The organism is Pseudomonas anguilliseptica, from assembly GCF_021375795.1.
In the GTDB taxonomy this organism is placed as follows: Bacteria; Pseudomonadota; Gammaproteobacteria; order Pseudomonadales; family Pseudomonadaceae; genus Aquipseudomonas; species Aquipseudomonas anguilliseptica_A.
On record NZ_JAEIOI010000001.1, the window covers coordinates 843,634 to 868,376 of the forward strand.

The window sequence follows — 24,743 nt, forward strand, 5'->3', positions numbered from 1 at the left end:
GTGGGTAGTTGACGGTGCAAGGCATCAAGGCGTGGTTGAAGGGCTTCTGGCCGGCACCCATGGCGGTCAGCCTGAGTGAGCGCGGGCTCAGTTGTGTTGGCGCAGTACTGGGGCTGCTGTTCAGCGGCTGGCTCTGTCATGAGGTGCTGGGCAGTGCCAGCCCCTGGTTGATTGCGCCCATGGGCGCATCGGCGGTGCTGCTGTTTGCCGTGCCTGCCAGCCCGTTGGCCCAGCCCTGGTCGATCCTCGGCGGCAACCTGATTTCTGCCCTGGTGGGCGTCACCTGCGCGACCTGGCTCGGCCACCACGCCTGGGTGGCAGCATTGGCCGGCGGTGCGGCGATTGCCGCGATGTTCGCCCTGCGCTGCCTGCATCCGCCGGGTGGTGCCGTGGCGCTGACGGCGGTGCTGGCTGGTCCGGAAGTGGCTCAGCTGGGCTATCACTTTGCCCTTTACCCCGTGGGGCTTAACTCCATCGGCTTGCTGTTGATCGCGCTGCTGTTCAATAACGCCCTGCGCCGTCAGTACCCGCATCGTCCGCTGGAGCACGGCAATGTGCACAAAACCCGTGATCCGCTGCCGCGTGATCGCCTGGGCTTCACCCCGGCGGACCTGGATGCGGTACTCAAGGCGCGTGGTGAGTTGCTTGATATCTCCCGCGAAGACCTGGAAGAAATCCTCCTGCAAACCGAAGCACGGGCCTATCAGCGCCGTTTTGGCGAGGTGCGCTGCGCCGACATCATGTCCCGCGATGTGCTGAGCTTGAGCGAGCAGGCCAGCCTTGCCGATGCGCGCACCAAGCTGCATGAGCATCGCCTCAGTGCCCTGCCGGTGCTCAACGCCGCAGGGCAGTTGCAGGGCATGCTGGGACTGCATGATGTGCTGCTGGCTGAACCCGAGAAGGCGACTGTGAGCAGCTGCATGCGCCGTCAGGCACCGACCTGTCGCCCTGAGTGGCCAGTGACTTACCTGTTGCAGACGCTTACTGATGCTGATGTGCACCAACTCCCGGTGGTCGATGAGCACCGCCAGTTGCTGGGCATCGTCAGCCAGTCGGATTTGCTGGCGGCGCTGTTTCGCCTGTCACTGCAGCCATCCCCTACGCCCGCCGGTGGTTGAATGCGTTTATGTCAGTAGATGCCCGTTCTCCCTCGAATATGCGCCCCAGCACCCTGCATTTGCCGCGCGGTAACTGGGCGACGGTGTTCGAGTGCCTGTGCGCGCATTTCCCGGCGATTGCCGCCGAGGTCTGGCAGGAGCGGATTGCCCGTGGCCGGGTGCTGGACGCGCAGGGTCAGCCGCTCGGCATGGCTGCGGTTTATCGTGAAGGGCTCAAGGTGCATTACTTTCGCGAGGTCCCCGCGGAGACGCCGATTCCTTTCGAAGAAACCGTGCTGCATGTCGATGAACACCTGCTGGTGGCGGATAAACCGCATTTTCTGCCGGTGATGCCCGCCGGCGAATACGTCGAGCAGACGTTGCAGGCGCGCCTGGCCAAGCGCCTGGGCAATGCCGACCTGGTGCCGCTGCACCGGATTGATCGGCACACCGCTGGCCTGGTGCTGTTTTCCACCAACCGCGCCAGCCGGGGTCAGTACCAGGCGCTGTTTCGTTTGCGGCAGATGGACAAGTGCTACGAGGCGTTGGCGGCGGCTTTGCCGCAGCTGGACTTTCCGCTGTTGCGGGCAACGCGGTTGGAGGGCGCTGAGCCGTTTTTCCGCATGCAGGAAGTGGCCGGGGAGGCCAATACGGAAACGCGCATCGAGGTTGCCCAGCGTCTGGACGAGCACTGGCTGTACCGGTTGTACCCGGTGACCGGCAAAAAGCACCAGTTGCGCGTACACCTGGCCGCATTGGGCGCACCGATCCTCAATGATCCGTTCTACCCCGAGGTTACGGATGCACCGGACGCCCCGGACGACTACAGCAAGCCGCTCAAGTTGCTGGCTCGGGGACTGAGCTTTATCGATCCGCTAACCGGTCAGCCGCGTAGCTTCGCAAGCCAGCTCAGCCTGCTCTAGTTTTGCGTTTCTTTGGCAGCCGCCTGCCAGAGCACTTCATCGACTCCCTGGCGTTTGGCGATCAGCCGTGCGGCGACGAACAGCAGATCGGACAGGCGGTTGACGTAGGCCAGGCCGACGCCGCGAATCGGCTCCACCGCATTCAGGTGCTGGCAGCGGCGCTCGGCGCTGCGCGCCAGGCTGCGGCACACGTGGGCCTGAGCGATCAGGCGTGAGCCACCGGGCAGAATGAAATTCTCCAAGGGACCGACTTCTTCGTTCCAACGGTCGATGGCGGCCTCCAGGCGTTGGATTTCCGGGGCTTGCAGGGCTTGATAGTCCGGCATCGCCAGCTCGCCACCGAGATCGAACAGGCGATGCTGGCAGGGCGCGAGCACCTCGATGATCTCGCCCAGGCCCGGGCACTTGGCATGCTGTTCGGCCAGCTCAGCCAGCAGCAGGCCGATATGGCTGTTGAGGGTATCCACCTCGCCCATGGCATCCACCCGTGGGTGGTCCTTGGTCACGCGGCGGCCATCGGCCAGGCCGGTTTCGCCTGCGTCGCCGGTGCGGGTGTAAATCTTCGAGAGGCGGTAACCCATGTTCAGAGCCCTGTGTCGAGGTGGCTGGCGGTGAGTGGCAGGCGCAGGGTAAAGCAGGTGCCCTGGCCAGGCTTGGACTGCACCTCCATCTGCCCTTTGTGGTTGTTGGTGATGATGAAGTAGGACACTGACAGGCCGAGCCCGGTGCCCTGGCCGACCTCCTTGGTGGTGAAGAACGGCTCGAAGATGCGTTTGCGCACCAGCTCGGACATGCCCACGCCGTTGTCTTCCACCTGAATTTCCGCCCAGGGCGGCGCCAGGCGCAGGCGTAGGGTGATCTGCCCGGGTTGCCGGTTGTCGGTGCGTTGGTGGATGGCCTGGGCGGCATTCTTCAACAGGTTGAGCAGCACCTGCTCCAGCTCGTTGGCGGTGGCCGGCACGGTGGGTAGGTTGTCGGCGAAGTCGCGCTGAATGCTCAGGCTCTTGAAGTCGAAGCTGTCGGTCAGGTCGAAGTCGTTGCTGGCGATTTCCACCGCCTGGTCGATCAGCGCCGGCAGGTTACAAGGGGCCAACTGACGGTCGCTGCGGCGGCTGAAATTGAGCATGTGGCTGACGATCTTTGCCGCGCGGCTGCCGGCCTGCTGGATGCCGTCGAGCAGGCGCGGGATCTCCCGGGCACTCAAGTAGCGGTCGATGGCTTGCAGGCTGATGCCGGCCTGTTCGGCTTGCTCGCGGTTCTTGTCCAGCTCGGCTGACAGGCGCCGACGAATGTTCTGCACGTTGTGCAGGATGGCGCCCAGCGGGTTGTTGATCTCATGCGCCATGCCGGCGGCCAGGCCACCGACCGAGAGCATCTTTTCCGACTGCACCATCATCTCTTCCAGATTCAGGCGCTGGGTGATGTCGTCAATGCGGATTACCACGCCGCGTCCGCTGCCGCCGCTCAATGGGTAGAAGGTCAGGGCAAAGTGGCGGGGCTGTTCATTGCTGCCCCAGGTGACCCGCTCGATCTTCTCCACCTGATGCTGTTCAACGGTGCGCTTGAGTTGCGGCAGGAAGGGCTTGAGCGGCGCGAAGGCGAGGAAGATCGGTTGGTTCAGCGCTTCGTCCAGGCGCGTGCCGGAGAGGCTGCTGGCTTCCTGGTTCCACTGCGTGACGTAGAGCTGTTCATCGAGGGCGATCAGCGCCGAGGGCATGGAGTCGATGATGCTGTTGAGGTAGTTCTGAAAGCCGGTGAGCTTTTTCTCGATCTTGCTGCGCACCTGCACTTCCAGCTCCAGCTTGCGGTTGGAGTGACGGGTTTCTTCGGCCAGGTGCTGGGCCTGGTCGAAGGCCTCCTGAGCGTCGTCGCGGGCGCGCTTGAGCTGCTGTTCACGGGCTTCGATGCGGATCAGCATGGTGTTGAAGGCATCGGCCAGGCTGCCGATCTCGTCGGCGTTACCGCGGCGCGCGCGCAGGGCGTAGTTCTCTTCACGGGTGACCTGGCGCGAGAGTTCTTCCAGGCGGCGGATCGGACGGGTGATCAGGCGCCGCACCTGGCGCGAGACGATCAGCCAGAGCAGTACGCTGAGGGCGAGAATCACTCCGCTGGCCGTCAGGGTGCCGGTGTAGAACACCCCCGGCAGCTCGCTGGAGGCCACCAGCAGCAGGTGCCCCGGATTGCCCGTAGTCTGCGGCAGCTCGACCAACTGGTTGATGCGAAACTCCTGATGGCGCCAGGACTCCACCTCTTCGATGCGCTGCGGCAGGCGCAGTTTGTCGCCGCGTTGCAGCTGCGCCAGGCTTTGCCCATTGCCGTCGTAGATCACTGCCGCGCGCAGGGGCGCGTAATCATCCAGGCGTTTGAGCAGGGCCTCTGCCGCTGTCGGTGAGCTGAGTGCCTGTTTGCTCAGGGGCGGGCTGGCAATCAGCCGGCCGAGGGTGTGCAGGGCTTGCGGGGCGACGCTTTCCTGGGAGATCCAGTAGGCGGCGCTGATAAAGGCCAGGTTGGCCACCAGCAGTACGGTGGCTAGCAGGGCCAGCAGGGCGACCAGCAGTTTGCGGCCAACCGGGAGGTTCTCAAGACGCTGACGCAAGGGCATGGCAGGGCGGGTCGTGGTGGTGAACGTGCAGGCAGGTTAGGGGCTGTTGCGGTGTGCGTGCAAGCGAGGAAAACCTCAACCGCTTCAGTGGCTGGGCAGGCCGCGGCTGTCGAGGTGGGCCAGCAGTTGCGTGTGCAGGGCGTGCAAGTGCGGCAGGTGCAGCTGATGGCGTTGGGCGGCCTGACAGGCGTAGCCCAGCAGGTAGACAATTTCCGTGCGGCGGCCCTGGCTGACGTCCTGATGCATGGAGGAGTAGTTCAGCGCGGTGGCCTGGATGACCCGCAGCACATCCTCATGCAGGCCTTCGGCGGCGTTACTCTGGCCGCAGCGCTGTAGCAATTCGCTCAGTTCGCCGCTCAGGCAGGCAAGCTGCGCTGGGTGCTCGCGCAGTTCGCCATTGCGGCAGTCGTGCAACACCGTCAGCGGGTTGATCGCACAGTTCAGCGCCAGTTTGCGCCACAGTCGGCTGAGGATATCCAGGCTCCAGTCGTGGGCGATGCCGGCCTGGCGCAGGTCTGCCAGCCAGGCTGGTGGCTGCATGTTCTGTGGGTCGCCGAGCCAGGTATGGCCGTGGCCGGCAAACACCACCTGAAAATCAGCCTGACGAAAGGCGCCTTCGGTGCTGGAGGCAAATATGCAACGTGCCTGCGGCGCGGCGCGGGCTACTTCGTCCTGGCTGCCCAGGCCATTTTGCAGCAGCAGGATATCGGCATCAGGCGTCAGGCGAGGGGCTAGCTGCGCCACTGCGGGCGCGGCGTCATAGGCTTTGCAGGCCAGCAGCAGGCGTTGGATCGGTTGTGTATCCGCTACGGTCTGGGCTGCAATCGGGTAGTGCTGTGCCTGGCCTTGTTCGATCAAGGTCAGGCCGCCAGCCTGCTGGTAGCGGTGCAGCCGTTCAGCATCGCGCAGCAGCAGCTGCACCGGGACGCCGGCACGGGCCAGGCGAGTTGCCCACAGGGTGCCGAGGCTACCCGCACCGAGAATGTGCCACATAGACGCTGCCGCTTAAGGCAAGGGCAGGCGCAGGGCTGTAACCCGGCCGCTGCTGTGTGACTCGGGCAGCAGTTTTTCCGCGTAGCTGATGATCTGTTCGGGCGTGCAGGGCAGGCCCTTGGCGTCCAGCCCGACCAGGCTGATGCCGGCCTTGAGGCTGATAAAGCCTTCGCTGGTCTTGAACGCTTTGAGGTTGATGCCGTCGTGCAGGCGTTTGAAGCTGCTCGGTGAGCATTCGTGCAGATCGGTCAGCAGGGTGATCAGGCCGAAATGGCTTTCATCCAGGCGCACCAGAATATCCAGTGGCCGTACCAGCTGCTGCAGGCGACGGGCGACGCCGGTGAGCAGTTCGTTGTAGAACGTGTCGCCGTACTGCAGGTGCAGTTCGTGCATGTCCTGCAGGCCAATCAGCAGGTAACACAGCGCACCGCCACGGGATTCGACCTGGCGCAGGCTGTCGAGGGTTTTCTGGTGCAGGTAGCGGCTGTTGCCCAGACCTGTGAGCGGGTCGATCAGGTTGCGCTTTTCCAGGCTGGCGATGTTTTCCGTGAGCAGGCGGTTTTCCTGCAACAGGCGCTGCAAGGTGTTGCACAGGCGATCGGCGGCATAGACCCGTGGCACCAGCTGCTCGTTCATCGCGGCTTTGCTGATGAAGTCATCGACACCGCTGTCGAAGGCTTCCCCCAGGACGTTTTCGCCTTCCTTGCCGGTGAGCAGGATGACGTAGGTGTAGTGGTGGGCCATTTCGTCGAACTGGCGCACCTGCACGGTCAGTTCCAGGCCGTTCATTTCCGGCATCAGCCAGTCTGCCAGGAGCACGCTGGCCGGGCGCTGTTCGAGCAGTTTGATGGCTTCGGCGGCACTGCTGGCGAAACGCAGATCCTGATAGCCCGCCTGGCTCAAGGCGCGCCCGATCATGGCGCTGGAGAACTTAGCGTCATCGACGACCAAAATGCTCAGGTGGGGGTTAGGCATGGGGCAGGCTCGCTAGGGGGAAATCACAAGAGCCCGATACTTCGCCGGGCAGTGTTTGTTGCTACCGCTATATAATGGCCGGGTTTTTTTATCGTCAAGCCAGGCGTGTCCCATTCGTGATGCAGGGCGCGCCGTCTATCTGGAGCAAACCCATGCCTTCGTTCGACGTGGTGTCCGAGCTGGACAAACATGAAGTTACTAACGCCATCGACAACGCAATCAAAGAGCTGGAACGTCGTTATGACCTGCGCGGTAAAGGTAGCTTTGAACTGAAAGAGCTGACTGTCAACCTGACAGCCGATGCGGATTTTCAGTTGGAGCAGATGATCGAGATTCTCAAGCTGGCGCTGGTCAAACGCAAGATCGACGTGCAATGCCTGGAGTTCAAGGATGCCTATCCGTCGGGCAAGAGCGTCAAGCAGGAGGTGATTCTGCGCGAGGGCATCGAGAAAGAGCTGGCGAAGAAGATCGTCGCCCACATCAAGGACAGCAAACTCAAGGTGCAGGCCGCTATTCAGGGCGAGCAGGTACGTGTCACCGGCAAGAAACGCGATGATCTGCAGGAGGCTATCGCCGCCCTGCGTGCCAAGGAATTTGGTATGCCACTGCAGTTCAACAATTTCCGCGATTGAACCTTTGCCGCGTTGTAGCGTCGCAAACAGCTCTATCCATCTGACCGCCATGGCTTGCCATGGCGGTTGCGTTTCATGCACAGGAAACAGGAGTAGCCCATGGAGATGAATGTCGAGCAATTGGTCAAACTATCGGAGGCTTGGTTGCCTGTGATGCTGGAATACAGCGGCAAGTTGACCCTGGCCCTGATCACTTTGCTGATTGGCTGGTGGCTGATCAGCAAACTCACCAGCAGCATTGGTCGTTTGCTCAATATGCGTCAGGTCGATCGGGCGCTGAGCAGCTTTATTGGCAGCCTGGTGAGCATTGTGCTCAAGGTGCTGCTGCTGATCAGCGTGGCGTCGATGATCGGCGTGGAAACTACGTCATTTATTGCCATGATCGGTGCGGCCGGTCTGGCGATTGGTCTGGCCTTGCAGGGCAGTCTGGCAAACTTTGCCGGCGGTGTGCTGATCATGCTATTCCGGCCATTCCGGGCCGGTGACTGGATCGAGGCGCAGGGTGTGGCCGGTAGTGTCGACAGCATCCAGATATTTCACACCACCCTGAAAACCGGCGACAACAAGGTGGTGATTGTGCCCAATGGCAGCCTGTCCAACGGCCATATCACCAACTATTCGCGCGAGAACAAACGGCGCGTCGATATCAACCTGGGGATCGATTACTCCAGCGATATCAAACAGGCCCGCGAAGTGCTGCTGAAGATTGCTGCTGACCCGCGAGTGCACCGCGACCCTGAGCCTGTGGTGTTTGTCACCGGATTGGGGGACAACGCGATCAACCTGTCGCTGCGCGTCTGGGTGGCTACGGCGGATTTCTGGCCAGTGACCTTTGCCTTTACCGAACAGGCCAAGGAGCGCCTCAGCGAGGCCGGTATCGGCATCCCGTTCCCGCAGCGGGTGGTGCATTTGGTGCAGCAGGCGGGCTGAGGTTCGCCTGCCGGGATAGCGCCGTCCTCAGGGGCGGCGTGCTCCACAAAGCCGGGGAAAGACCTGCCCCATGGCCGTCTGGTAGTGATTAATCAGAAACTGCCAATCACCCTCGTGCCACGGTGAATGGCGGCGCAACTGAAGCATGTCATGCAGGGCCGCTTGCTTGCGATTGAGGCGACGGCGAGCCTTTTCCAGATCCAGCAGGGCAATCTCGCAGTTGCTCTCCTGTATGCGGACAAAGATATGTTTGGCATACATGCAGCCATGTTGCAGGCGCGCTGTATGCAGCTTGGCCAGGCACTCGGCGATGCCTTGTAGCAATTGCTGATGCTGTTTCTCGTCGCAGCGCTCGCGAGGGTGCTCGACATACCACTGATCGATAGGCAGAAAACCTTCCAGCGCCTTGGTTACGAGCAGCGCTCGCCAACCATCGGTTCCTCGTTCTGCGCCGCAGTAAACGATTTCTGGCACGGCGACCCCGGCTTTTGCCGCATTGAGCAGCGCATCGCGTTCACGCAGTACGGTGGGGCGACCCAGAGGGTATTTCAGGCTGCGGTAAGTGTGCCCCGCCTGCCTTTTGGCATAGAGCAACTGCCCTTGCACGGTGATGCGTTGCACGCCGCTCTGGCCGCCGCGGCGGTCATTGGGTTCTTCGACCCACTCGCCTTGGGTTTGCCACCAGCTGTTGAAGTCGTCTGACGGCGAAGTGTTGCGAGTGTTACTGCTGGTGGCGGCCATGATGTGTCCTTATATGCATATCAATTACCAGCAAGACGCCTGCCATTGCGCCTGATATGCCATTGGGTGAGTTCTTATTGTTGTTCGATTGTCGTCGCTGTTGCATCGCGCAGTTGCCCGCGCTCACGCCGCCATTGCAGCACAATCAGAATCAGTGTCGGGATGCCCAGCAGTGCAGTGGCCAGGAAAAATTGGGCATAACCGAGCTTCTCCACCATCACCCCGGAGTAGCCACCGATCAGGCGCGGCAGCAGCAACATGATCGAACTGAGCAGGGCGTACTGGGTGGCGGAGAACTTCAGGTTGGTCAGGCTCGACAGGTAGGCGACGAAGGCCGCAGTGGCCAGGCCAGCGCTGAAATTGTCAGCCGAGATGGTGAGGATCAGCATCTGCAGATCTGCGCCCATGCCGGCGAGCATGAGGAACAGCAGGTTGGTCGCGGCTGACGCTGCGCCGCCGATAAACAGGATCGGCAGGATGCCGAAGCGCACGATCAGCAAACCGCCGAAGCCTGCACCAATCAGGGTCATGACCAGACCGAAGAGCTTGCTGACGCTGGCGATCTGATCCTTGGTAAAACCCTGGTCGATGTAGAACACGTTGGCCATTACGCCCATCACCGTGTCCGACATGCGGTAGGTGGCAATCAACCCCAGCAGCAGAAAGGCTTGCCAGCGGTAACGCAGAATAAAGTCATTCACCGGCGTCAGCACCGGCGCCAGGCCGCGGCGGCCCATGGACGACAGGCACATGGCAGTCAGGATGGTGTAGAGCAGGGCACGCAGGAAGGCGCGATCTTCCAGCAGCAGGTCGAGCAGGCTGGCCTCGCCGTTGACCAGGCTGGCGAAGTCGGTGTTGTAGAACTGGGTAAACATCGCCGGTACGGACACCAGCAACACGATCAGCACCAGTACAGAGGCAATCTGATGGCTGAAGCCATAGCGGGCGGCAGCCAGCTGGGTGCGCAGCGGCACATCAGGTTCGCGCATCCACAGGCTGGTGAGCAGGCCTGGCAGCATCAGCAGGGCGAACAGCAGGTAGGTGCCGGCCCAGGCGCCATGTTGATAGAGCAGCGCGGTGGAGCCAAAGCCTTCGGCGAAGTACAGCGCGCCGGCGGTAGCCAGCAGGGCGGCGACCCGGTAGCCAGCCATGTAGCTGGCGGCCAGTGCAGCCTGGCGCGTGTCATCGACGATTTCCAGGCGGTAGGCATCGACGGCGATGTCCTGGGTGGCAGAGGCGAAGGCCACCAGCACGGCCAGGGAAATCAGCCAGGTCAGATGGGTTTGCGGGTCGCACAGGGCCATGCCGGCCAGGCCGATGGCAATCAGTACCTGCGACAACACCAGCCACGAGCGGCGCCGACCAAGCCTGCCGAGCAGCGGTAGGCGCCATTGGTCGAGCAGTGGCGACCAGACCCATTTGAAGGCGTATGCCAGGCCGATCAGGCTGGCAAAACCGATGGTTTCACGGGCCACGCCGGCCTCGCGCAACCAGACCGACAGGGTGGAAAACACCAGCATATAAGGCAGGCCGGCGGCGAACCCCAGGAGCAGCAGCACCAGTGTCGAGGGGCTTGAGTAGGCAGCAATGGCATCGCGCCAGCTTTTACGGGGCATTGAAGGGGTATCAGCCTGAGTTTGACCTAATAAAGGGCGCACTCTAGGGTCTGTTACCGTTTTAGCGCAAGCCGCGTTGCCGCGAAAAATCTCGCCAGGCTAGGCGGAGGACGCAGGAAATGGCGTTCCCTTGCCAAGTCCTCCAACACCGCATGGCGAGATTTTGCGCGCAACCCTCAGGGCCGGGCCTGTTTTAGCGCGATGCGGCGTTTCTCGACGGCTCATTTGAACGACCAAACTTCGCCTCTCGTGCCTTGCCTCGCGCTAAAACAGGCTCCGGCGCGGTCGCGATAAAACGGCAAAAGACCCTACCCGCTGTGTTCCATTGGGCGCCAGCCGTAGCGCAGCATATCCACCCGATCGTTGTGGATTTGCACGCCTTCCTCACGTAGACGGCTGCGTTGCTCCGCGCCGGACAGACTGCCTGCGGGCAAACTGAGGCGCCCGGCGGCGGCAATGACCCGGTGCCAGGGCAGGGTGCTGCCGTCCGGCAGTTGGCTGAGGGTGCGCCCGACCCAGCGCGCGGCGCGGCCTAAGCCTGCGTATGCAGCCAGTTGGCCGTAACTCACCACGCAGCCGGCTGGTATCTGCGCCAGCACCGCATAAAGCGCTGTGCGGCGTTCGGCCTGGCTTGCTGTCGGCAGGGCCGAGCCGGCATGCTTGCTTCCCTGTTCTGGCTGGTTGGTTGGCGCTTTCATCATGTTGCTACGTACCCTGTTGTTCCTGCTGATGGCTACTGTGGGCGTGCCGGTCTGGGCGGATACGGTGTGGTTGAACAACGGTGATCGGCTGACCGGTGAGATTATCTTGCTCGATGGCGGCAAGCTGGCGCTGAAAACCAAGTACGCCGGGCAGGTGCTGATCGCCTGGAAGGATATCGACACCCTGCGCTCCGATAAACCTCTGCTTGTGCGCCGCGAGGGCTTCGACAGTGAACACAGCAAACAGTTGGAGGCGGCCGGCAAGGGCATGGTGCGGGTGGTCAATGCCAGTACCCAGACCATTCCGCTGGCCAGTATCAATCGTTTGATTCCGCCGCGTCCTGTGCTGCGTGATCGGGTCTGGGAGGGCAACCTGGATGCCAAGCTGGACATGAAGCGCGATGACAGCGAAACCGACGAATGGAAGCTCAAAGGCAATACTCGTGTCGAGCATGGTCGTTGGCGTCATGTGCTCAGCAGCGAGCTGGAGCGCAAGGTCAAGAATGATGTGAAAACCGCGGATAACTGGCAGCTGGAATACGATCTCGACCGCTTTATGACCGATCACTGGTTCTGGCGGGTTGGTGCAGAACATGACGAGGATGAGTTTGCCTTTTTTACCCACCAGCGCAGCATCGGCACCGGGCCCGGTTACCGCTTCTGGGATAACGAGCTGGGCCGTTTTGACATGATTGTTCAGCTCAATCGTCTGCAACTGCGTAGCAGCGAGGCCGAGCTGGATTTCAATACCTATTCGCTGGAGTGGGATTACAAGCGGCTGCTCTGGGGTACGCGGCTGGAGTTGTACAGCAATGCCGAATTGCAGGTGCCGGAGATCGAGCAGGTCGACTACGTGCTCGACGGTGAGGTGGGCCTGCGCTACCGCCTGAATGACTGGACGCGGCTGTCGCTGCTCTACGAGCTGGATATGGCCCGAGGGCTAGGACAGACAAGCAGCGAGCGGCGCTATCTGCTGGGGGTTGGCGTGGGCTGGTAGCATCCGTCACGGGAAAAGCTGAACTCACGGTGATTCTGTCGGTCAGTGCTTGTTCTGGCGTCGTGCATACGGATAATGCGCGGCCTTCCGTGACCCCGAGACTGACAAGCCTTACCTATGTTTTCCAGAACCCTGCTGTGCCTGGCCCTTTGTGCGACTGCAACCTCCGCGCTGGCGGATACCGTCTGGCTGAAGAACGGCGATCGCCTGAGCGGCAAGATCAAGTTCTTCGACGGCGGCAAGCTGCTGCTGGAAACCGACTACGGCGGTGCCATCGCCCTGGACTGGAACAAGATCGCGACCCTGGAGAGCGACCAGGAACTGCTGGTCAAGGAAAGTGCCGTCGGGGGTGAGCGGGCCAAAGCCCTGCAACCGGCCGAACCTGGCAAAGTCACCCTGGCCAATGGAGAAGCGCCGAAAACCGTCGAGCTGGCCAGCATTCAGCAGATACTCAAACCCAAACCGCTGATCGAGGACTTTGTCTGGAAGGGCAATATCGATGCCGCGCTGGACTACAAACGCGCTGAGCGCGACACCGACGATTACGACGTGCGCCTGAAGACTCAGGCCCGTCATGGGCTGTGGCGACACAATGGACAAGCCGAATACAACCGCGAGCTTCGCGATGATGTACTGAGTACCGATAACTGGGGCGTGGAATATGCCTTGGACCGTTTCCTGACTGAGCAGTGGTTCTGGCAGGGTCGTTTGGAGTACAAGCGTGACCGCATCGAAGACCTGCGCCGCCAGCGCACCGTGGGTACTGGTCCGGGTTATCAGTTCTGGGATAACGAGCTGGGTGCCTTCTCCGTGGCCGGGTTGCTCAACCGTACCGACTACGAATATGCCAATGGCGAGAACGACAACTTCTACGCAGTCAGCATGAAGTGGGATTACAACCGTTACTTGGTCGGCAAGAGCGTTGAGCTGTTCAGCGATGGCGAAGTGGGCAAGCCGCTGGCCAACGCTGCCGACTACACCTTGGATGCCGCCGTGGGCCTGCGCTACAAACTGACCGACTGGGCCTCGTTGAATATGAAGGCCGAGAAGGACCTGGTCAGCGGCTCGGAAGGCGAGCTGGACGAGACCCGTTATAGCCTGGGTTTCGGCGTGGGTTGGTAAGGTCGTTGTCGTATAAAAAAGCCCCGCGTTGGCGGGGCTTTTTGTTTGCGGAGTGCTCAATCTAGCGGATTACAACCGCAGACCGCCATCCAGCTCCAGAACGCGACCGGTGTAATAGTCGTTTTCCAGGATGTAGGCCACCGAATGAGCGATCTCGGTCGGTTTGCCCATGCGGCGCAGCGGGATAACCGAAGTCATGCGCTCCAGCGCTTCCGGTTTCATGCTGGCGACCATTTCAGTCTCAATAAAGCCCGGTGCTACACCGGCGACACGGATGCCGTAACGCGCCAGTTCCTTGGCCCAGACCACGGTGTCAGCGGCTACACCGGCCTTGGCGGCGGAGTAGTTGGCCTGACCGATGTTGCCGGCACGGGAGATAGAGGAGATGTTGATGATCGCGCCTTCGTTCTTCAGTTCGATCATCTTCGCCGCCACTTCACGGGTGCAGAGGAACACGCCGGTGAGGTTGACGTCGATCACCGATTGCCACTGCGCCAGGCTCAGCTTGGTGATTTCGCCGTCCTTGACCTTGATGGTCAGACCGTCGCGCAGGATACCGGCGTTGTTGACCAGGCCATTGATCGCGCCGAAGTCTTCGGCCACCTGGGCCACGGTCTGGGTCACTTGTTCTTCATTGGCGACGTTGCACAGGTAGGAACGCGCTTCCACGCCCAGCGCCTTGCAGGCGGCTACGGCTTCGTCGAGTTTTTCCTGGTTCAGGTCGACCAAGGCCAGCTTGGCGCCTTTTTCCGCCAGGTATTCGGCCATAGCGCGGCCCAGGCCCTGACAGCCGCCAGTGATGATGATGACTTTGTCTTTAAGTTGCATCGCGTGTCCCCTCAAATGGTGTCGTGTGGCCTTGCCGGCGGTTAATCTAGGCGCCTCCCGTTCTGTGACGGAATCTATGCAAGGAGTCATAAGGTGAGCGTGAAAGCCGGCAAGCATGCCCGAGAATTGCTGCTCAAGGAATACCGGGGCGTGCTCAGCACCCATTCCAAGGCCATGCCGGGTTTCCCTTTCGGATCAGTGGTGCCCTATTGCCTGGATGCTGACGGTTATCCGCTGATCCTGATCAGTCGCATTGCCCAGCACACCCATAACCTCAAGCAGGACGGTAAGTGCTCGTTGCTGGTGGGCGAGCGCGGGGCGGAAGATGTGCAGGCAGTCGGCCGCCTTACTGTGCTCGCGCAAGCACGACAATTGGATGACGAGGCACAGATTGCAGCGGCGGCGCAGCGCTATTACCGCTATTTCCCCGATTCGCGCGGCTATCACCAGGCCCATGACTTCGACTTCTGGCGTCTGGAACCGGTGCGCTGGCGCTATATCGGCGGTTTTGGCGCGATTCACTGGCTGGAGCAGGTGGCGCTGGCCAATCCCTTTGCCGGTGACAGCGAAATCAGCATGCTCGAACATATGAACAGCGATCATGCCAAGGCCATCGCTCACTATGTCGAGCTGGCCTGTCTGCCTCGTCATGCGCCGGCCGAGTTGGTCGGTATCGACAGTGAAGGTTTCCATCTGCGTATCGGGCAGAGTCTGTATTGGCTGGCCTTTCCAACATCCTGTAACAGTCCGCTTGAAGTGCGCCAGGCCTTGGTGGCGCTGGCCCACGCCGAGGTTTGGCCGACCGACGGTCAGGCTTCAGCTTGAATTCAGCCCGACACCCCATACTTCTTGCTTACTGGAAGCTGATCTTCCGTTAAGGACCCTGTGATGCGCGCGTTTCTGTTTTTGTTTCTGCTGTTCCCGATCATCGAGCTGGCGCTGTTGATTCAGGTGGGCAGCGCCATCGGTGTGTTACCGACTCTGCTGTTGGTGGTTGGCACCGCCATTCTCGGCAGCATCCTGCTGCGTGTCGCCGGTGTTGCCACAGCCTGGCGCGCGCGGGAGAAACTGGCCCGTGGCGAGTTGCCGGAGCAGGAAATGCTCGAAGGCCTGCTGATCGCCGTCGGCGGCGGGTTGTTGCTGTTGCCCGGTTTTATCAGCGACATCTTCGGTGTGCTCTGCCTGATCCCCTTCACTCGCCGCTTGCTGGTGGGCCAGGTGCGCAAGCGTGCCGCCGAGCAGGCCATGCGCCAGCGTGCCTTCTATGACGACCAGGCCGCCCGTTCCGGGCAGACCCGCCCGCAGGTGCTGGAAGGCGAGTACGAGCGCCGCGACTGAGTCCGCTTGGTTGTGTTGCGGCTTGCTAGTAGACCGATCTGCCAGGCCGGTGAATCAATAAAAAATTCACCGACAGCCCTTGAAATCCCCTTGCACGCCCTTATGTAGCGGACACCGCAAGGTTTTCTGTCATTCAGACAGATCAGACTTCAGCGCTACGCCTGGCGCAGCGCTACCGGCCCCGCCGGACTTTGCTAACCCGCCGGTGACTGCACCGGCCGACAAACCACCTATTGGGAGAGATCGACAATGAAGCTTCGTCCTCTGCATGACCGCGTCGTAATCCGTCGCAGCGAAGAAGAAAAGAAAACCGCAGGCGGCATCGTGCTGCCAGGTTCCGCTGCCGAGAAGCCGAATCAGGGCGAGATCGTGGCGGTAGGTACCGGCCGCGTGCTGGACAACGGTGAAGTACGCGCCCTGAGTGTTAAAGTCGGCGACAAAGTGGTGTTTGGCCCTTACTCCGGCAGCAACACCATCAAGGTCGATGGTGAAGACCTGCTGGTGATGAGCGAGAGCGAAATCCTCGCTGTCGTTGAAGCTTGATTGCAGCGCCCCGTCGCTACGAATTCCGCTCTATCTGAACGAATCAAGGAATAATCATCATGGCTGCTAAAGAAGTTAAATTCGGCGATTCCGCCCGCAAGAAAATGCTCACTGGCGTCAACGTTCTGGCTGACGCAGTAAAAGCCACCCTCGGCCCGAAAGGCCGCAACGTGGTGATCGAGAAGAGCTACGGCGCTCCGCTGATCACCAAGGACGGCGTATCGGTTGCCAAAGAAATCGAGCTCAAAGACAAGTTCGAAAACATGGGCGCGCAGCTGGTCAAGGACGTTGCGTCCAAGGCTAACGACGCTGCTGGTGACGGCACCACCACCGCTACCGTTCTGGCTCAAGCCATCGTCAACGAAGGCCTGAAAGCCGTCGCTGCCGGCATGAACCCGATGGACCTGAAGCGTGGTATCGACAAAGCCACCATCGCCATCGTTAAAGAAATCAAAGCCCTGTCCAAGCCGTGCGCGGACACCAAGGCGATTGCCCAGGTTGGCACCATTTCCGCCAACTCCGACAACTCCATCGGCGACATCATTGCCGAAGCCATGGAAAAAGTTGGTAAAGAAGGCGTAATCACCGTTGAAGAAGGCTCGGGCCTGGAAAACGAACTGTCTGTCGTAGAAGGCATGCAGTTCGACCGCGGCTACCTGTCGCCGTACTTCATCAACAAGCCGGACACCATGGTCGCCGAACTCGACGGCCCCCTGATCCTGCTGGTTGACAAGAAAATCTCCAACATCCGTGAGCTGCTGCCGGTTCTGGAAGCTGTCGCCAAGTCCGGCCGTCCGCTGCTGATCGTCGCTGAAGACGTTGAAGGCGAAGCTCTGGCAACGCTGGTTGTGAACAACATGCGTGGCATCGTCAAAGTCGCTGCCGTCAAGGCACCGGGCTTCGGCGACCGTCGCAAGGCCATGCTGCAGGACATCGCCATCCTGACCGGCGGTACCGTGATCTCCGAAGAAGTCGGCCTGAGCCTGGAGAGCGCCACCCTGGAGCACCTGGGTAACGCCAAGCGCGTGATCCTGAGCAAGGAAAACACCACTGTGATCGACGGTGCTGGTGCGCAGGTTGATATCGAAGCCCGCGTTGCGCAGATCCGCAAGCAGGTTGAAGACACCACTTCTGACTACGACAAAGAGAAGCTGCAAGAGCGTCTGGCCAAACTGGCTGGCGGTGTTGCGGTAATCAAGGTCGGTGCTGGCACCGAAGTGGAAATGAAAGAGAAGAAAGCCCGCGTTGAAGACGCCCTGCACGCTACCCGTGCAGCCGTTGAAGAAGGCGTGGTACCTGGCGGTGGCGTGGCGCTGGTGCGTTCGCTGCAGGCCATCAGCGAGCTGAAAGGCGACAACGCCGATCAGGACGTCGGTATTGCCCTGCTGCGCCGTGCTGTTGAAGCACCGCTGCGTCAGATCGTATCCAACGCCGGTGGCGAGCCGAGCGTCGTGGTCGACAAGGTCAAGCAGGGTTCGGGCAACTACGGCTTCAACGCCGCTACCGACACCTACGGCGACATGATCGACATGGGTATTCTCGATCCGGCCAAGGTCACCCGTACTGCGCTGCAGGCCGCTGCCTCCATCGCCAGCCTGATGATCACCACCGAAGCGATGATCGCCGAAGTGGCTGAAGACAAGCCGGCTGCTGGCGGTATGCCAGATATGGGCGGCATGGGTGGCATGGGCGGCATGATGTAAGCCAGCCCGGCTCCCAGCAGGCCATCGCCAGATGGCTTGCACGCTGTAAAGAAAACCCCGTGCCTGTCACGGGGTTTTCATTTTTCTCGGCTATAACAGTCCTGCACGGCAAAGCGGTACGCCAATTGCTTTGTGTGAAGCGCGCTCCCGGACTGGAGCCTGTCAATCCGCGCTGTGCTGCTGTTCAGCATTGCCGCTTCTTGTTTTGACCTCACCTGGATGTGTTCTACCACGCGGCCTGCGCTGTGCTGGTGGAGGGTTGGGCAGTCTTAGGCAGTTTTAAAACCATGGGTTCTAGTGCGCCCAATACTGATGCGGTTGGGCAATAAAGTGACCCTGAGGCTGTTACCCAAGGCCTGGGTGTTGGTGTGGCCAATCCTTGGTTGGTCTGGGGTTGAACCAATTCACCGGCGTGCGCTCGAAGGCTGGCTGTCGAGTGGTGTGTGAGGGGATCAGGACGATCCTGTAACGGGAAACAAACATAGCCGTCGGTCGCCAAGGGCGCTGCTGCGGTTGTCCATGATCTAGGGTAATTACACAGCGTTTGGCAGCGCTATCAAGAGGTTGCAGTGATGAAGCTAGAAATCGCACGAGGTTTTTTTCTGGTGACCGCGCTTAGCGTGGCCTCGCTCGCGGCGGCGGCCTGGCAGGAAGCCGGCCCCCAGGTCATCACGCTGAACGAGCAGCTGGGTTATTGCCCATTACCCCCGCAGGCGCGAACGGCCGAGGCAGTACGTCCGGATCAGGATCTGCTGCTGTTTATGTTCAGCCTGTCCCAAGGTGTGCGTTCGCAGGGTTAGACTCGTTGCGGTGGTTATACAGGTAGAAAAAAGCCCGGCTTAGTGCCGGGCTTTTTGTTGCGCGCATCCTTGCGCAGCGTGCGTTCTATCCGTGGGTCTTGGTGGTTGTTGTGGCTGGCGCATCAGGCTGCGCCAGCAGGCTGTACACGCAGGGCAGTACGAACAGGGTGAACAGTGTGCCAATCGACATGCCGGTGGCGATCACCAGGCCGATGTCGAAGCGGCTCACCGCACCCGCGCCGCTGGCCAGAATCAACGGCACCATGCCGAACACCATGGCGGCGGTGGTCATCAGCACCGGACGTAGACGAATCGCTGCCGCTTCTTCGACCGCGGCGCGGCGCGACAGGCCTTTTTCATGGCGCAGCTGGTTGGCGAACTCGACGATCAGAATGCCGTGCTTGGTGATCAGGCCGATCAGCGTTACCAGGCCCACCTGGGTGTAGATGTTCATGCTCGACAGGCCAAGGAACAGCGGAATAAGTGCACCACAGATCGACAGCGGCACCGTGACCATGATCACCAGCGGGTCGCGGAAGCTCTCGAACTGCGCCGCCAGCACCAGGAAGATCAATGCCAGTGCCAGGCCGAAGGTGATGTACAGCGCATTGCCTTCCTGCACCAGCTGGCGTGATGCGCCGGCAAAGTCATAGGAAAAACCAGCAGGCGCTTCTTCCTGCATGATCTGCGTTACCGTCTCGATGGCTTCGCCCATGCTGACAATCGGCACGCCCTGGATGATCGCCGAGTTGAGCTGCTGGAACTGGTTGAGCTGGGTCGGTCGCGCACGGTCGCTGACCTTGACCAGGGTCGACAGCGCCAGCATTGCACCGCTTTCGCTCTTCACGTAGTAGCTGTTCAGCCAGCCCGGATTGTCACGGTAGGCGCGTTCGACCTGGGCAATTACCTTGTAGCTGCGGCCGTCGATGGTGAATCGGTTGATTTCACCTTCGCCGAGCAGGCTGGCCAGGGTCAGACCGAGGTCTTCCATGGACACGCCCATCTGCGCGGCTTTCTCGCGGTCGATTTCCACCACCACTTCCGGTTTGTCGAAGGCCAGGTCAACGTCGAGGAAGGCAAACTTGCCGGATTCCACCGCGCGCTGCTTGACCCGTTCAGCCACCTGCAGCAGCGACTGGTAGTCGTTCGGCGTGTTGATCACGAACTGGAACGGCAGGCCTTCGCCAGTGCCCGGCAGCGACGGCAGGTTGAAACCGAAGATCTGCAGGCCGGCAATCTGCGACAGACGCCCTTGCACCTCAGGGAGGATTTCCATCTGGGTGCGTTCGCGCTCGTTCCACGGCGTCATCAGGAAGCCGCCAATACCCGATTGCACACCGTTGAAGCCGTTGATCTGGAACGATGAGTAGTACTCGGGAAACTCCTTGAAGATGTTCACGAACTCGTCGGTGTACTTGTTCAGGTACTCCAGGTTGGTCGGTTGCGGGGCGTTGGCGATCATGAAAATGATGCCTTGATCCTCTTCCGGGGCCAGCTCGCTCTTGGTGAATTTGAGCAGCACCGGAATCAGGCACATGACGATCACCGCAAACACCAGCACCACCGGACGGGTGTCCAGGGTGCCGTGCAGGGCGCGCTGGTAGCGGCGCTTGAGGCCGTCGAAGATCTGATCGAGCTTGTGTGCCAGGCCCGATGGATTCTCCTCGTGGCGCAGCAGCTTGGCGCACATCATCGGTGACAGGGTCAGGGCGACGATACCGGAGATGATCACCGCGCCGGCCAAGGTCAGGGCGAATTCCTTGAACAAAGCACCAGTGAGGCCTTCGAGGAAACCGATAGGGGCGTATACCGCCGCCAGGGTGACGGTCATCGACACCACCGGCACGGCGATTTCCCGCGCGCCCTCGATGGCCGCATCGAAGGGCGTTTTGCCTTCCTCGATATGCCGGTGGATGTTCTCCACCACGACGATGGCATCGTCCACCACCAGACCGATGGCCAACACCATCGCCAGCAGGGTCAGCAGGTTGATCGAGTAGCCCATCAGCTGCATAAAGAACAGCACGCCGATCATCGACAGCGGAATGGTGATCACCGGGATCAGCACCGAGCGGAAGGCGCCGAGGAACAGGAACACCACCACAATGACGATCAACACCGCTTCGCCGAGGGTCTTCACCACTTCGTCGATGGAGGCCTGGATGAACAGCGTGGCGTCATAGGCGATGGAGACTTTCAGGTTCGGCGGCAGCTGCGCTTCCAGGTCAGGCATGACCTTGCGTACTTCCTTGATCACGTCCAGCGGGTTGGCCCCTGGCGTGCCCTTGATGGCGATGTACACCGACGGGGTGCCGTCGAAGGAGCTGATCGCATCGTAGCTTTCCGCGCCCATTTCCACCCGTGCCACATCGCGGATCAGCACGCGGCTGTCGCCCACGGTCTTCAGTGGGATGGCGGCAAAGGCCTCGGCGGATTTCAGGTCGGTTTCGGCGTTGATGCTGGTGACCACGTACTCGCCTTTCACTTCACCGGCTGCGGCGAGGAAGTTGTACTTGCGCACGGCGTCGTTGACGTCGCTGGCGGTCACGCTATAAGCCGCCATCTTCACCGGGTCGAGCCACAGGCGCATGGCGAACACCTGATTACCGAGAATCTCCGCTTCGGCCATGCCCGGCAGGGTGGCCAGCTTGGGCTGGATAACCCTTGAGAGGTAGTCGGTGATCTGCGGGTTGCTCAGCTCCTGGCTGTAGAAACTGATGTACATCAGTGCCGTGGAGTCGGCCGCTTCCTTGCTCAGCACCGGGTCTTCGGCGTTCTGCGGCAGCTGGTTCTTCACCTCGTTGGCCTTGGCCAAAAGTTCGGTGAACAGGCGGTCGCTGTTGGCGCCGATGCGCGCATAGATCGAGATGATCGACACATTCTGCCGGCTCACCGAGGTCATGTAGTCAATGCCGTCGGCGCTCGCCAGGCTCTGCTGCAGCGGCTGGGTGATATAGCCCTGGATAGTCTCGGCATTGGCCCCGGGGTAAGCCGTGGTCACCGTGATCAGGGCGCTTTCCATCTGCGGGTATTGGCGGATGGTCAGTTTGCTGAATGCCTGGAAGCCAAGCAGGATGATCAACAGACTGACCACGGTCGCCAATACCGGGCGACGGATAAAGGGATCAGTAAAAGCCATAAATAAGTTCCTTTGCACCGCGCCGGATTAATCGGCGCTCGGCTTGGCCTGCGCGTTGGCGATGCTGACATGGGCGCCGTTATCCAGCTTCAGCTGGCCGGCGGACACCACCTGCTCACCGGCCTGCAGGCCTTTGAGAATCACCACCTGGCCTTCGCGGCGCTCGCCGGTTTCGACGAAACGGCGCTCGACGCTCAGCTCGGCCTGTCCTTTGTCGTCTTTGACTACCTGGCCGTCTTCGCCTTTCTTCTCGCCGATGACGTACACCGAGTTGCCGTAGAGGGTGTAGGTGATGGCAGTTTCCGGAATGACGATCTGTGCCTGTTCGCCGGGTAGCAGCACTTCCAGGTTGGCAAACATGCCGGGCAGCAGCTTGCTCTCCGGGTTGGCCAGCATGGCGCGCACCTGCACGTTACGGGTGGTGTCTTCGACTTTGGGGTTGATTGCGGCGATCTCGCCTTCGAATACTTCGTCCGGGTACGCCGCTACGCTGAAACGCACGCGCTCACCGATGGCCAGTTTGGGCACCGCCTGCTCGGGCAGGAAGAAGTCGACGTACAACTTGCTCAGGTCTTGCAGGGTAGCGATGGTCGTGCCCGAGGCGAGGTAGTCGCCGACATCCACCTGGCGGATACCGATGGTCCCGGCAAACGGTGCAAGGATGCGCTTTTTCGCCAGTTGTGCCTGCAGCTGGGCCACGCTGGCGTTGGCTTTCTGCAGGCTGGCGGAGAGGCGGTCGAACTCGCTTTTCGAGATGCTCTGACGGCTGACCAGGCTGCGGCCGCGCTCATATTCCACGCGGGCCAGACCCAGTTCGGCCTGAGCGGTGGCCAGGCTGGCCTGCTCGACATCGCTGTCCATCTGGATCAGCGGCTGCTGCAGGGTGACCTGTTCACCGGAGCGGAACAGTACCTGTTGCACGGTGCCGCCGACCTCCACGGTCAGGTCAACACCCTGGAAGGCCTTGAGCGTACCGATGGCGGGCAGGCGACTCTGCCATGGGTGTGCTTCTGCCGTCGCGGCATCGACGCTGATGGCCGGCTGCGGTGCCGAGAACATCTGCACTTGTTGGTAGATGGAGAAGCCTTTGTAGGCAGCGAGGGCGAGTACCACGACGAGTACTGCGCCGAGCATGATCAGCATGCGGCGAAGCAACATATTCCGGTTCCTTGGCAAAGCGGAAAGAGGGCCTGGGAATAGGCAAGAGGGGCACATTAGACCCCTCGCCTTCACCTGTCAAAGATTCGCATTTAGCAGACGTTGCTAGGTGTGTGGGGCTGATCAATGGGTCAGTTATTAAGCAAAATGCCAGCATTTGCTGGCATTTTGCTTACAGGTGTGAACAGCGTCAGGCACTCAGGCGTTGTGTGACCTCGTTGAGCTGCCCTGACAGTTCGTGCAGGTTGCGCCCGGCGCTTTCCGTGCGCTGCACGTTCTCCTGGTTGGCGGTGGCGATGGCAGTGATTTCGGTGAGGTTGCGTGAGATGTCTTCGGCGACCGAGGTCTGTTCTTCGGCGGCGGTGGCGATCTGCCGGTTCATATCACGAATCGCTTCCACGGCACGGGTGATCAACTGCAGGGTGGTGCCGGCTTCGGTGACCTGGGTCACGCCTTCTTCACTGCGGTTTTGCCCGCTTTCGATGGCGCGCACGGCATTTACCGCGCCAGTCTGTACGGTGTCGATGATCTGGTGGATTTCTGCCGTCGACTCAGCGGTGCGCTGGGCCAGGGTGCGCACTTCGTCGGCGACCACGGCAAAGCCACGGCCCTGTTCACCGGCGCGGGCGGCCTCGATAGCGGCGTTGAGGGCCAGCAGGTTGGTCTGCTCGGCGATGCCGCGAATCACTTCCAGTACCTTGCCAATGCGCCCGCTGTCACTTTCCAGGCGGCGAATTACCTCCGAGGTGTTGCTGATTTCACTGCGGATATCGGTGATGGTCTTGATGGTGGCCTGCATCACCGTTTCACCCTGACGTGCGGCGTTGTCGGCTGCATCCGCCGCTCCGGCGGCTTCGGCGGCGTGGCGCGCAACTTCCTGGGCGGTGGCGGACATTTCGTGCATGGCGGTAGCGACCTGATCGGTGCGCGAGAACTGTTCGCGGGTGCCCTGGGCCATCAGCGTGGCGATCGAGTTGAGCTCGCCGCTGGCGGTGTCCAGGTCGGCGGTGCTGCGTTTCAGGCGGGTAAAGGTGTCAGCGAGAAAGTCACGCAGGATATTCGCGGCCACGGCCAGGTTGCCCAGTTCGTCCTGGCGGGTGGCGTCGACACGTTTGCCGAAGTTGCCCTGGCTGAGTTGGGCGATATGCTCGATCAGCTCGCGAATCGGGTTGATCAGGTTGCGGTTGACCAGCCACAGGCTGAACAGCGCAATCACCACGGTGGCGCCGAGCATCAGCAAGGTGCCGTAGGTAATGGTGCGGTCGGCCGAGGCATTGATCAGGCTCGCTTGCTCCAGACTCTGCTTGTGCAACTCGCTGGCCAGGGCTTCCATCTGCTGGGTGGTGTTGCGGTCAATGCCGGACACCGCCTTGTCGCCGACCGCCGCATCACCGCCGGCAGCGATAAAGGCATCGCGGCCCTTGCGATAGTTGGCACCGAGCGTCTGGTGTTCGCTGCGCAAGGTATCAACCTTGGTCTTCAGCGTGCGGTCGGCGCCTGCCAGCTCGCTCAATTTGCCCAACGAGTCCTGAACCTTGCGTTCCTGCGCTTCAAACTGGCTCCAGTACTTGTCCAGTTGGGCTTTGTCGCTGCCACGCAGGAGGACGTTTTTCCATTCCTGCACTTGGGTCTTGAAGTTCAGGTTGGTCGAGTCGATCAGCGCTGAGGCTTCCAGCGGCCCTTCAAGCAGGCCGCGGTAAGCCTGCATACCGCTGGAAAGGAAGCTGAAACAGGCCAGTGCGGTGACCAGAATCAGTGCCAGGCTGCCGGCGAGCAAGGCGAGGATTTGCGCGCGCAAGGATTTCTGCAGAAACATGGGTGGATACCCCTGAATGTGAACGGCGGGATGCCAGTGACGCCAGGTGCGCCCTAACTGCGAAGATCCCTATCGACTGGTATCAGTTG

The 24,743-nt window shown here is 61.1% G+C and carries 22 protein-coding genes; 11 read left to right on the forward strand and 11 right to left on the reverse strand.

Annotated elements, in window-relative coordinates:
- The first annotated feature begins 14 nt into the window (after positions 1-14).
- The gene (locus tag IOD17_RS03880; protein ID WP_233684510.1) at positions 15-1,118 is read left to right on the forward strand and encodes an HPP family protein; all 1,104 of its coding nucleotides are present in this window, start codon (positions 15-17) and stop codon (positions 1,116-1,118) included.
- A gap of 8 nt (positions 1,119-1,126) precedes the next feature.
- Positions 1,127-2,020 (forward strand): RluA family pseudouridine synthase, encoded by an 894-nt coding sequence (locus IOD17_RS03885; RefSeq protein ID WP_233683773.1) that lies wholly within the window; start codon positions 1,127-1,129, stop codon positions 2,018-2,020.
- Here IOD17_RS03885 and IOD17_RS03890 read toward each other — a convergent pair.
- The 4 genes from IOD17_RS03890 to IOD17_RS03905 all read right to left on the reverse strand — a co-directional run bounded on the left by IOD17_RS03890 (position 2,017) and on the right by IOD17_RS03905 (position 6,590).
- Positions 2,017-2,601, reverse strand: coding sequence for a cob(I)yrinic acid a,c-diamide adenosyltransferase (locus tag IOD17_RS03890; RefSeq protein WP_233683774.1), 585 nt, complete (start codon positions 2,599-2,601; stop codon positions 2,017-2,019). The genes IOD17_RS03885 and IOD17_RS03890 overlap by 4 nt on opposite strands.
- A gap of 2 nt (positions 2,602-2,603) precedes the next feature.
- Positions 2,604-4,622, reverse strand: coding sequence for a sensor histidine kinase (locus IOD17_RS03895; RefSeq protein WP_233683775.1), 2,019 nt, complete (start codon positions 4,620-4,622; stop codon positions 2,604-2,606).
- An 84-nt stretch (positions 4,623-4,706) separates the two neighbouring features.
- Positions 4,707-5,615: a putative 2-dehydropantoate 2-reductase gene (locus IOD17_RS03900; RefSeq protein WP_233683776.1), complete on the reverse strand. Its 909-nt coding sequence runs from the start codon at positions 5,613-5,615 to the stop codon at positions 4,707-4,709.
- 12 nt (positions 5,616-5,627) lie between these two features.
- Positions 5,628-6,590 (reverse strand): response regulator, encoded by a 963-nt coding sequence (locus IOD17_RS03905; RefSeq protein WP_233683777.1) that lies wholly within the window; start codon positions 6,588-6,590, stop codon positions 5,628-5,630.
- Positions 6,591-6,742: 152 nt separating this feature from the next.
- Here IOD17_RS03905 and IOD17_RS03910 point away from each other — a divergent pair, with 152 nt between their 5' ends.
- Entirely contained in the window at positions 6,743-7,222 is a 480-nt protein-coding gene (locus IOD17_RS03910) for a YajQ family cyclic di-GMP-binding protein (protein ID WP_233683778.1), read from the forward strand.
- 99 nt (positions 7,223-7,321) lie between these two features.
- A complete protein-coding gene (locus IOD17_RS03915; RefSeq protein ID WP_233683779.1) occupies positions 7,322-8,152 on the forward strand; it encodes a mechanosensitive ion channel family protein in 831 nt (276 codons plus the stop codon).
- 27 nt (positions 8,153-8,179) lie between these two features.
- Here the strand turns inward: IOD17_RS03915 and IOD17_RS03920 are convergent, their stop codons facing one another.
- From IOD17_RS03920 to IOD17_RS03930, 3 genes are all read right to left on the reverse strand, one after another.
- Positions 8,180-8,893, reverse strand: a complete 714-nt coding sequence (locus tag IOD17_RS03920; RefSeq protein ID WP_233683780.1) for a lipopolysaccharide kinase InaA family protein — start codon at positions 8,891-8,893, stop codon at positions 8,180-8,182.
- 74 nt (positions 8,894-8,967) lie between these two features.
- Complete coding sequence (locus IOD17_RS03925; RefSeq protein WP_233683781.1) at positions 8,968-10,509, reverse strand: AmpG family muropeptide MFS transporter; 1,542 nt, start codon at positions 10,507-10,509, stop codon at positions 8,968-8,970.
- Between the two features lie 308 nt (positions 10,510-10,817).
- Complete coding sequence (locus tag IOD17_RS03930; protein ID WP_418904253.1) at positions 10,818-11,207, reverse strand: MGMT family protein; 390 nt, start codon at positions 11,205-11,207, stop codon at positions 10,818-10,820.
- Position 11,208: 1 nt separating this feature from the next.
- Here IOD17_RS03930 and IOD17_RS03935 point away from each other — a divergent pair, with 1 nt between their 5' ends.
- On the forward strand, positions 11,209-12,207 hold the full coding sequence (locus tag IOD17_RS03935; RefSeq protein ID WP_233683783.1) for a DUF481 domain-containing protein: 999 nt from the start codon (positions 11,209-11,211) through the stop codon (positions 12,205-12,207).
- A 117-nt stretch (positions 12,208-12,324) separates the two neighbouring features.
- Positions 12,325-13,329, forward strand: a complete 1,005-nt coding sequence (locus IOD17_RS03940; protein WP_233683784.1) for a DUF481 domain-containing protein — start codon at positions 12,325-12,327, stop codon at positions 13,327-13,329.
- A 69-nt stretch (positions 13,330-13,398) separates the two neighbouring features.
- Here IOD17_RS03940 and IOD17_RS03945 read toward each other — a convergent pair whose 3' ends face one another.
- Positions 13,399-14,157: an SDR family oxidoreductase gene (locus tag IOD17_RS03945; RefSeq protein WP_233683785.1), complete on the reverse strand. Its 759-nt coding sequence runs from the start codon at positions 14,155-14,157 to the stop codon at positions 13,399-13,401.
- 93 nt (positions 14,158-14,250) lie between these two features.
- Here IOD17_RS03945 and IOD17_RS03950 point away from each other — a divergent pair, with 93 nt between their 5' ends.
- The 5 genes from IOD17_RS03950 (at position 14,251) to IOD17_RS03970 (ending at position 18,541) form a co-directional block, all read left to right on the forward strand.
- Complete coding sequence (locus IOD17_RS03950; RefSeq protein ID WP_233683786.1) at positions 14,251-14,982, forward strand: HugZ family protein; 732 nt, start codon at positions 14,251-14,253, stop codon at positions 14,980-14,982.
- 63 nt (positions 14,983-15,045) lie between these two features.
- Positions 15,046-15,495: an FxsA family protein gene (locus tag IOD17_RS03955; protein ID WP_233683787.1), complete on the forward strand. Its 450-nt coding sequence runs from the start codon at positions 15,046-15,048 to the stop codon at positions 15,493-15,495.
- Between the two features lie 249 nt (positions 15,496-15,744).
- Positions 15,745-16,038, forward strand: coding sequence for a co-chaperone GroES (locus tag IOD17_RS03960; RefSeq protein ID WP_233683788.1), 294 nt, complete (start codon positions 15,745-15,747; stop codon positions 16,036-16,038).
- Positions 16,039-16,097: 59 nt separating this feature from the next.
- Complete coding sequence (groL, locus tag IOD17_RS03965) at positions 16,098-17,741, forward strand: chaperonin GroEL (RefSeq protein ID WP_233683789.1); 1,644 nt, start codon at positions 16,098-16,100, stop codon at positions 17,739-17,741.
- A 572-nt stretch (positions 17,742-18,313) separates the two neighbouring features.
- Entirely contained in the window at positions 18,314-18,541 is a 228-nt protein-coding gene (locus IOD17_RS03970; RefSeq protein WP_233683790.1) for a hypothetical protein, read from the forward strand.
- An 85-nt stretch (positions 18,542-18,626) separates the two neighbouring features.
- Here IOD17_RS03970 and IOD17_RS03975 read toward each other — a convergent pair whose 3' ends face one another.
- From IOD17_RS03975 to IOD17_RS03985, 3 genes are all read right to left on the reverse strand, one after another.
- Positions 18,627-21,680, reverse strand: a complete 3,054-nt coding sequence (locus IOD17_RS03975; protein WP_233683791.1) for a multidrug efflux RND transporter permease subunit — start codon at positions 21,678-21,680, stop codon at positions 18,627-18,629.
- A 27-nt stretch (positions 21,681-21,707) separates the two neighbouring features.
- The gene (locus tag IOD17_RS03980; protein ID WP_233683792.1) at positions 21,708-22,838 is read right to left on the reverse strand and encodes an efflux RND transporter periplasmic adaptor subunit; all 1,131 of its coding nucleotides are present in this window, start codon (positions 22,836-22,838) and stop codon (positions 21,708-21,710) included.
- A 190-nt stretch (positions 22,839-23,028) separates the two neighbouring features.
- Positions 23,029-24,654: a methyl-accepting chemotaxis protein gene (locus tag IOD17_RS03985; RefSeq protein WP_233683793.1), complete on the reverse strand. Its 1,626-nt coding sequence runs from the start codon at positions 24,652-24,654 to the stop codon at positions 23,029-23,031.
- Between the last annotated feature and the right edge of the window lie 89 nt (positions 24,655-24,743).

Bases quoted from the DNA above. Each gene is read 5' to 3' on its own strand.
- IOD17_RS03885 (WP_233683773.1), top strand. From the start codon at position 1,127: ATGTCAGTAGATGCCCGTTCTCCCTCGAATATGCGCCCCAGCACCCTG.
- IOD17_RS03890 (WP_233683774.1), bottom strand. From the start codon at position 2,601: ATGGGTTACCGCCTCTCGAAGATTTACACCCGCACCGGCGACGCAGGC.
- IOD17_RS03895 (WP_233683775.1), bottom strand. From the start codon at position 4,622: ATGCCCTTGCGTCAGCGTCTTGAGAACCTCCCGGTTGGCCGCAAACTG.
- IOD17_RS03900 (WP_233683776.1), bottom strand. From the start codon at position 5,615: ATGTGGCACATTCTCGGTGCGGGTAGCCTCGGCACCCTGTGGGCAACT.
- IOD17_RS03905 (WP_233683777.1), bottom strand. From the start codon at position 6,590: ATGCCTAACCCCCACCTGAGCATTTTGGTCGTCGATGACGCTAAGTTC.
- IOD17_RS03910 (WP_233683778.1), top strand. From the start codon at position 6,743: ATGCCTTCGTTCGACGTGGTGTCCGAGCTGGACAAACATGAAGTTACT.
- IOD17_RS03915 (WP_233683779.1), top strand. From the start codon at position 7,322: ATGGAGATGAATGTCGAGCAATTGGTCAAACTATCGGAGGCTTGGTTG.
- IOD17_RS03920 (WP_233683780.1), bottom strand. From the start codon at position 8,893: ATGGCCGCCACCAGCAGTAACACTCGCAACACTTCGCCGTCAGACGAC.
- IOD17_RS03925 (WP_233683781.1), bottom strand. From the start codon at position 10,509: ATGCCCCGTAAAAGCTGGCGCGATGCCATTGCTGCCTACTCAAGCCCC.
- IOD17_RS03930 (WP_418904253.1), bottom strand. From the start codon at position 11,207: ATGAAAGCGCCAACCAACCAGCCAGAACAGGGAAGCAAGCATGCCGGC.
- IOD17_RS03935 (WP_233683783.1), top strand. From the start codon at position 11,209: ATGTTGCTACGTACCCTGTTGTTCCTGCTGATGGCTACTGTGGGCGTG.
- IOD17_RS03940 (WP_233683784.1), top strand. From the start codon at position 12,325: ATGTTTTCCAGAACCCTGCTGTGCCTGGCCCTTTGTGCGACTGCAACC.
- IOD17_RS03945 (WP_233683785.1), bottom strand. From the start codon at position 14,157: ATGCAACTTAAAGACAAAGTCATCATCATCACTGGCGGCTGTCAGGGC.
- IOD17_RS03955 (WP_233683787.1), top strand. From the start codon at position 15,046: ATGCGCGCGTTTCTGTTTTTGTTTCTGCTGTTCCCGATCATCGAGCTG.
- IOD17_RS03960 (WP_233683788.1), top strand. From the start codon at position 15,745: ATGAAGCTTCGTCCTCTGCATGACCGCGTCGTAATCCGTCGCAGCGAA.
- groL (WP_233683789.1), top strand. From the start codon at position 16,098: ATGGCTGCTAAAGAAGTTAAATTCGGCGATTCCGCCCGCAAGAAAATG.
- IOD17_RS03970 (WP_233683790.1), top strand. From the start codon at position 18,314: ATGAAGCTAGAAATCGCACGAGGTTTTTTTCTGGTGACCGCGCTTAGC.
- IOD17_RS03975 (WP_233683791.1), bottom strand. From the start codon at position 21,680: ATGGCTTTTACTGATCCCTTTATCCGTCGCCCGGTATTGGCGACCGTG.
- IOD17_RS03980 (WP_233683792.1), bottom strand. From the start codon at position 22,838: ATGTTGCTTCGCCGCATGCTGATCATGCTCGGCGCAGTACTCGTCGTG.
- IOD17_RS03985 (WP_233683793.1), bottom strand. From the start codon at position 24,654: ATGTTTCTGCAGAAATCCTTGCGCGCGCAAATCCTCGCCTTGCTCGCC.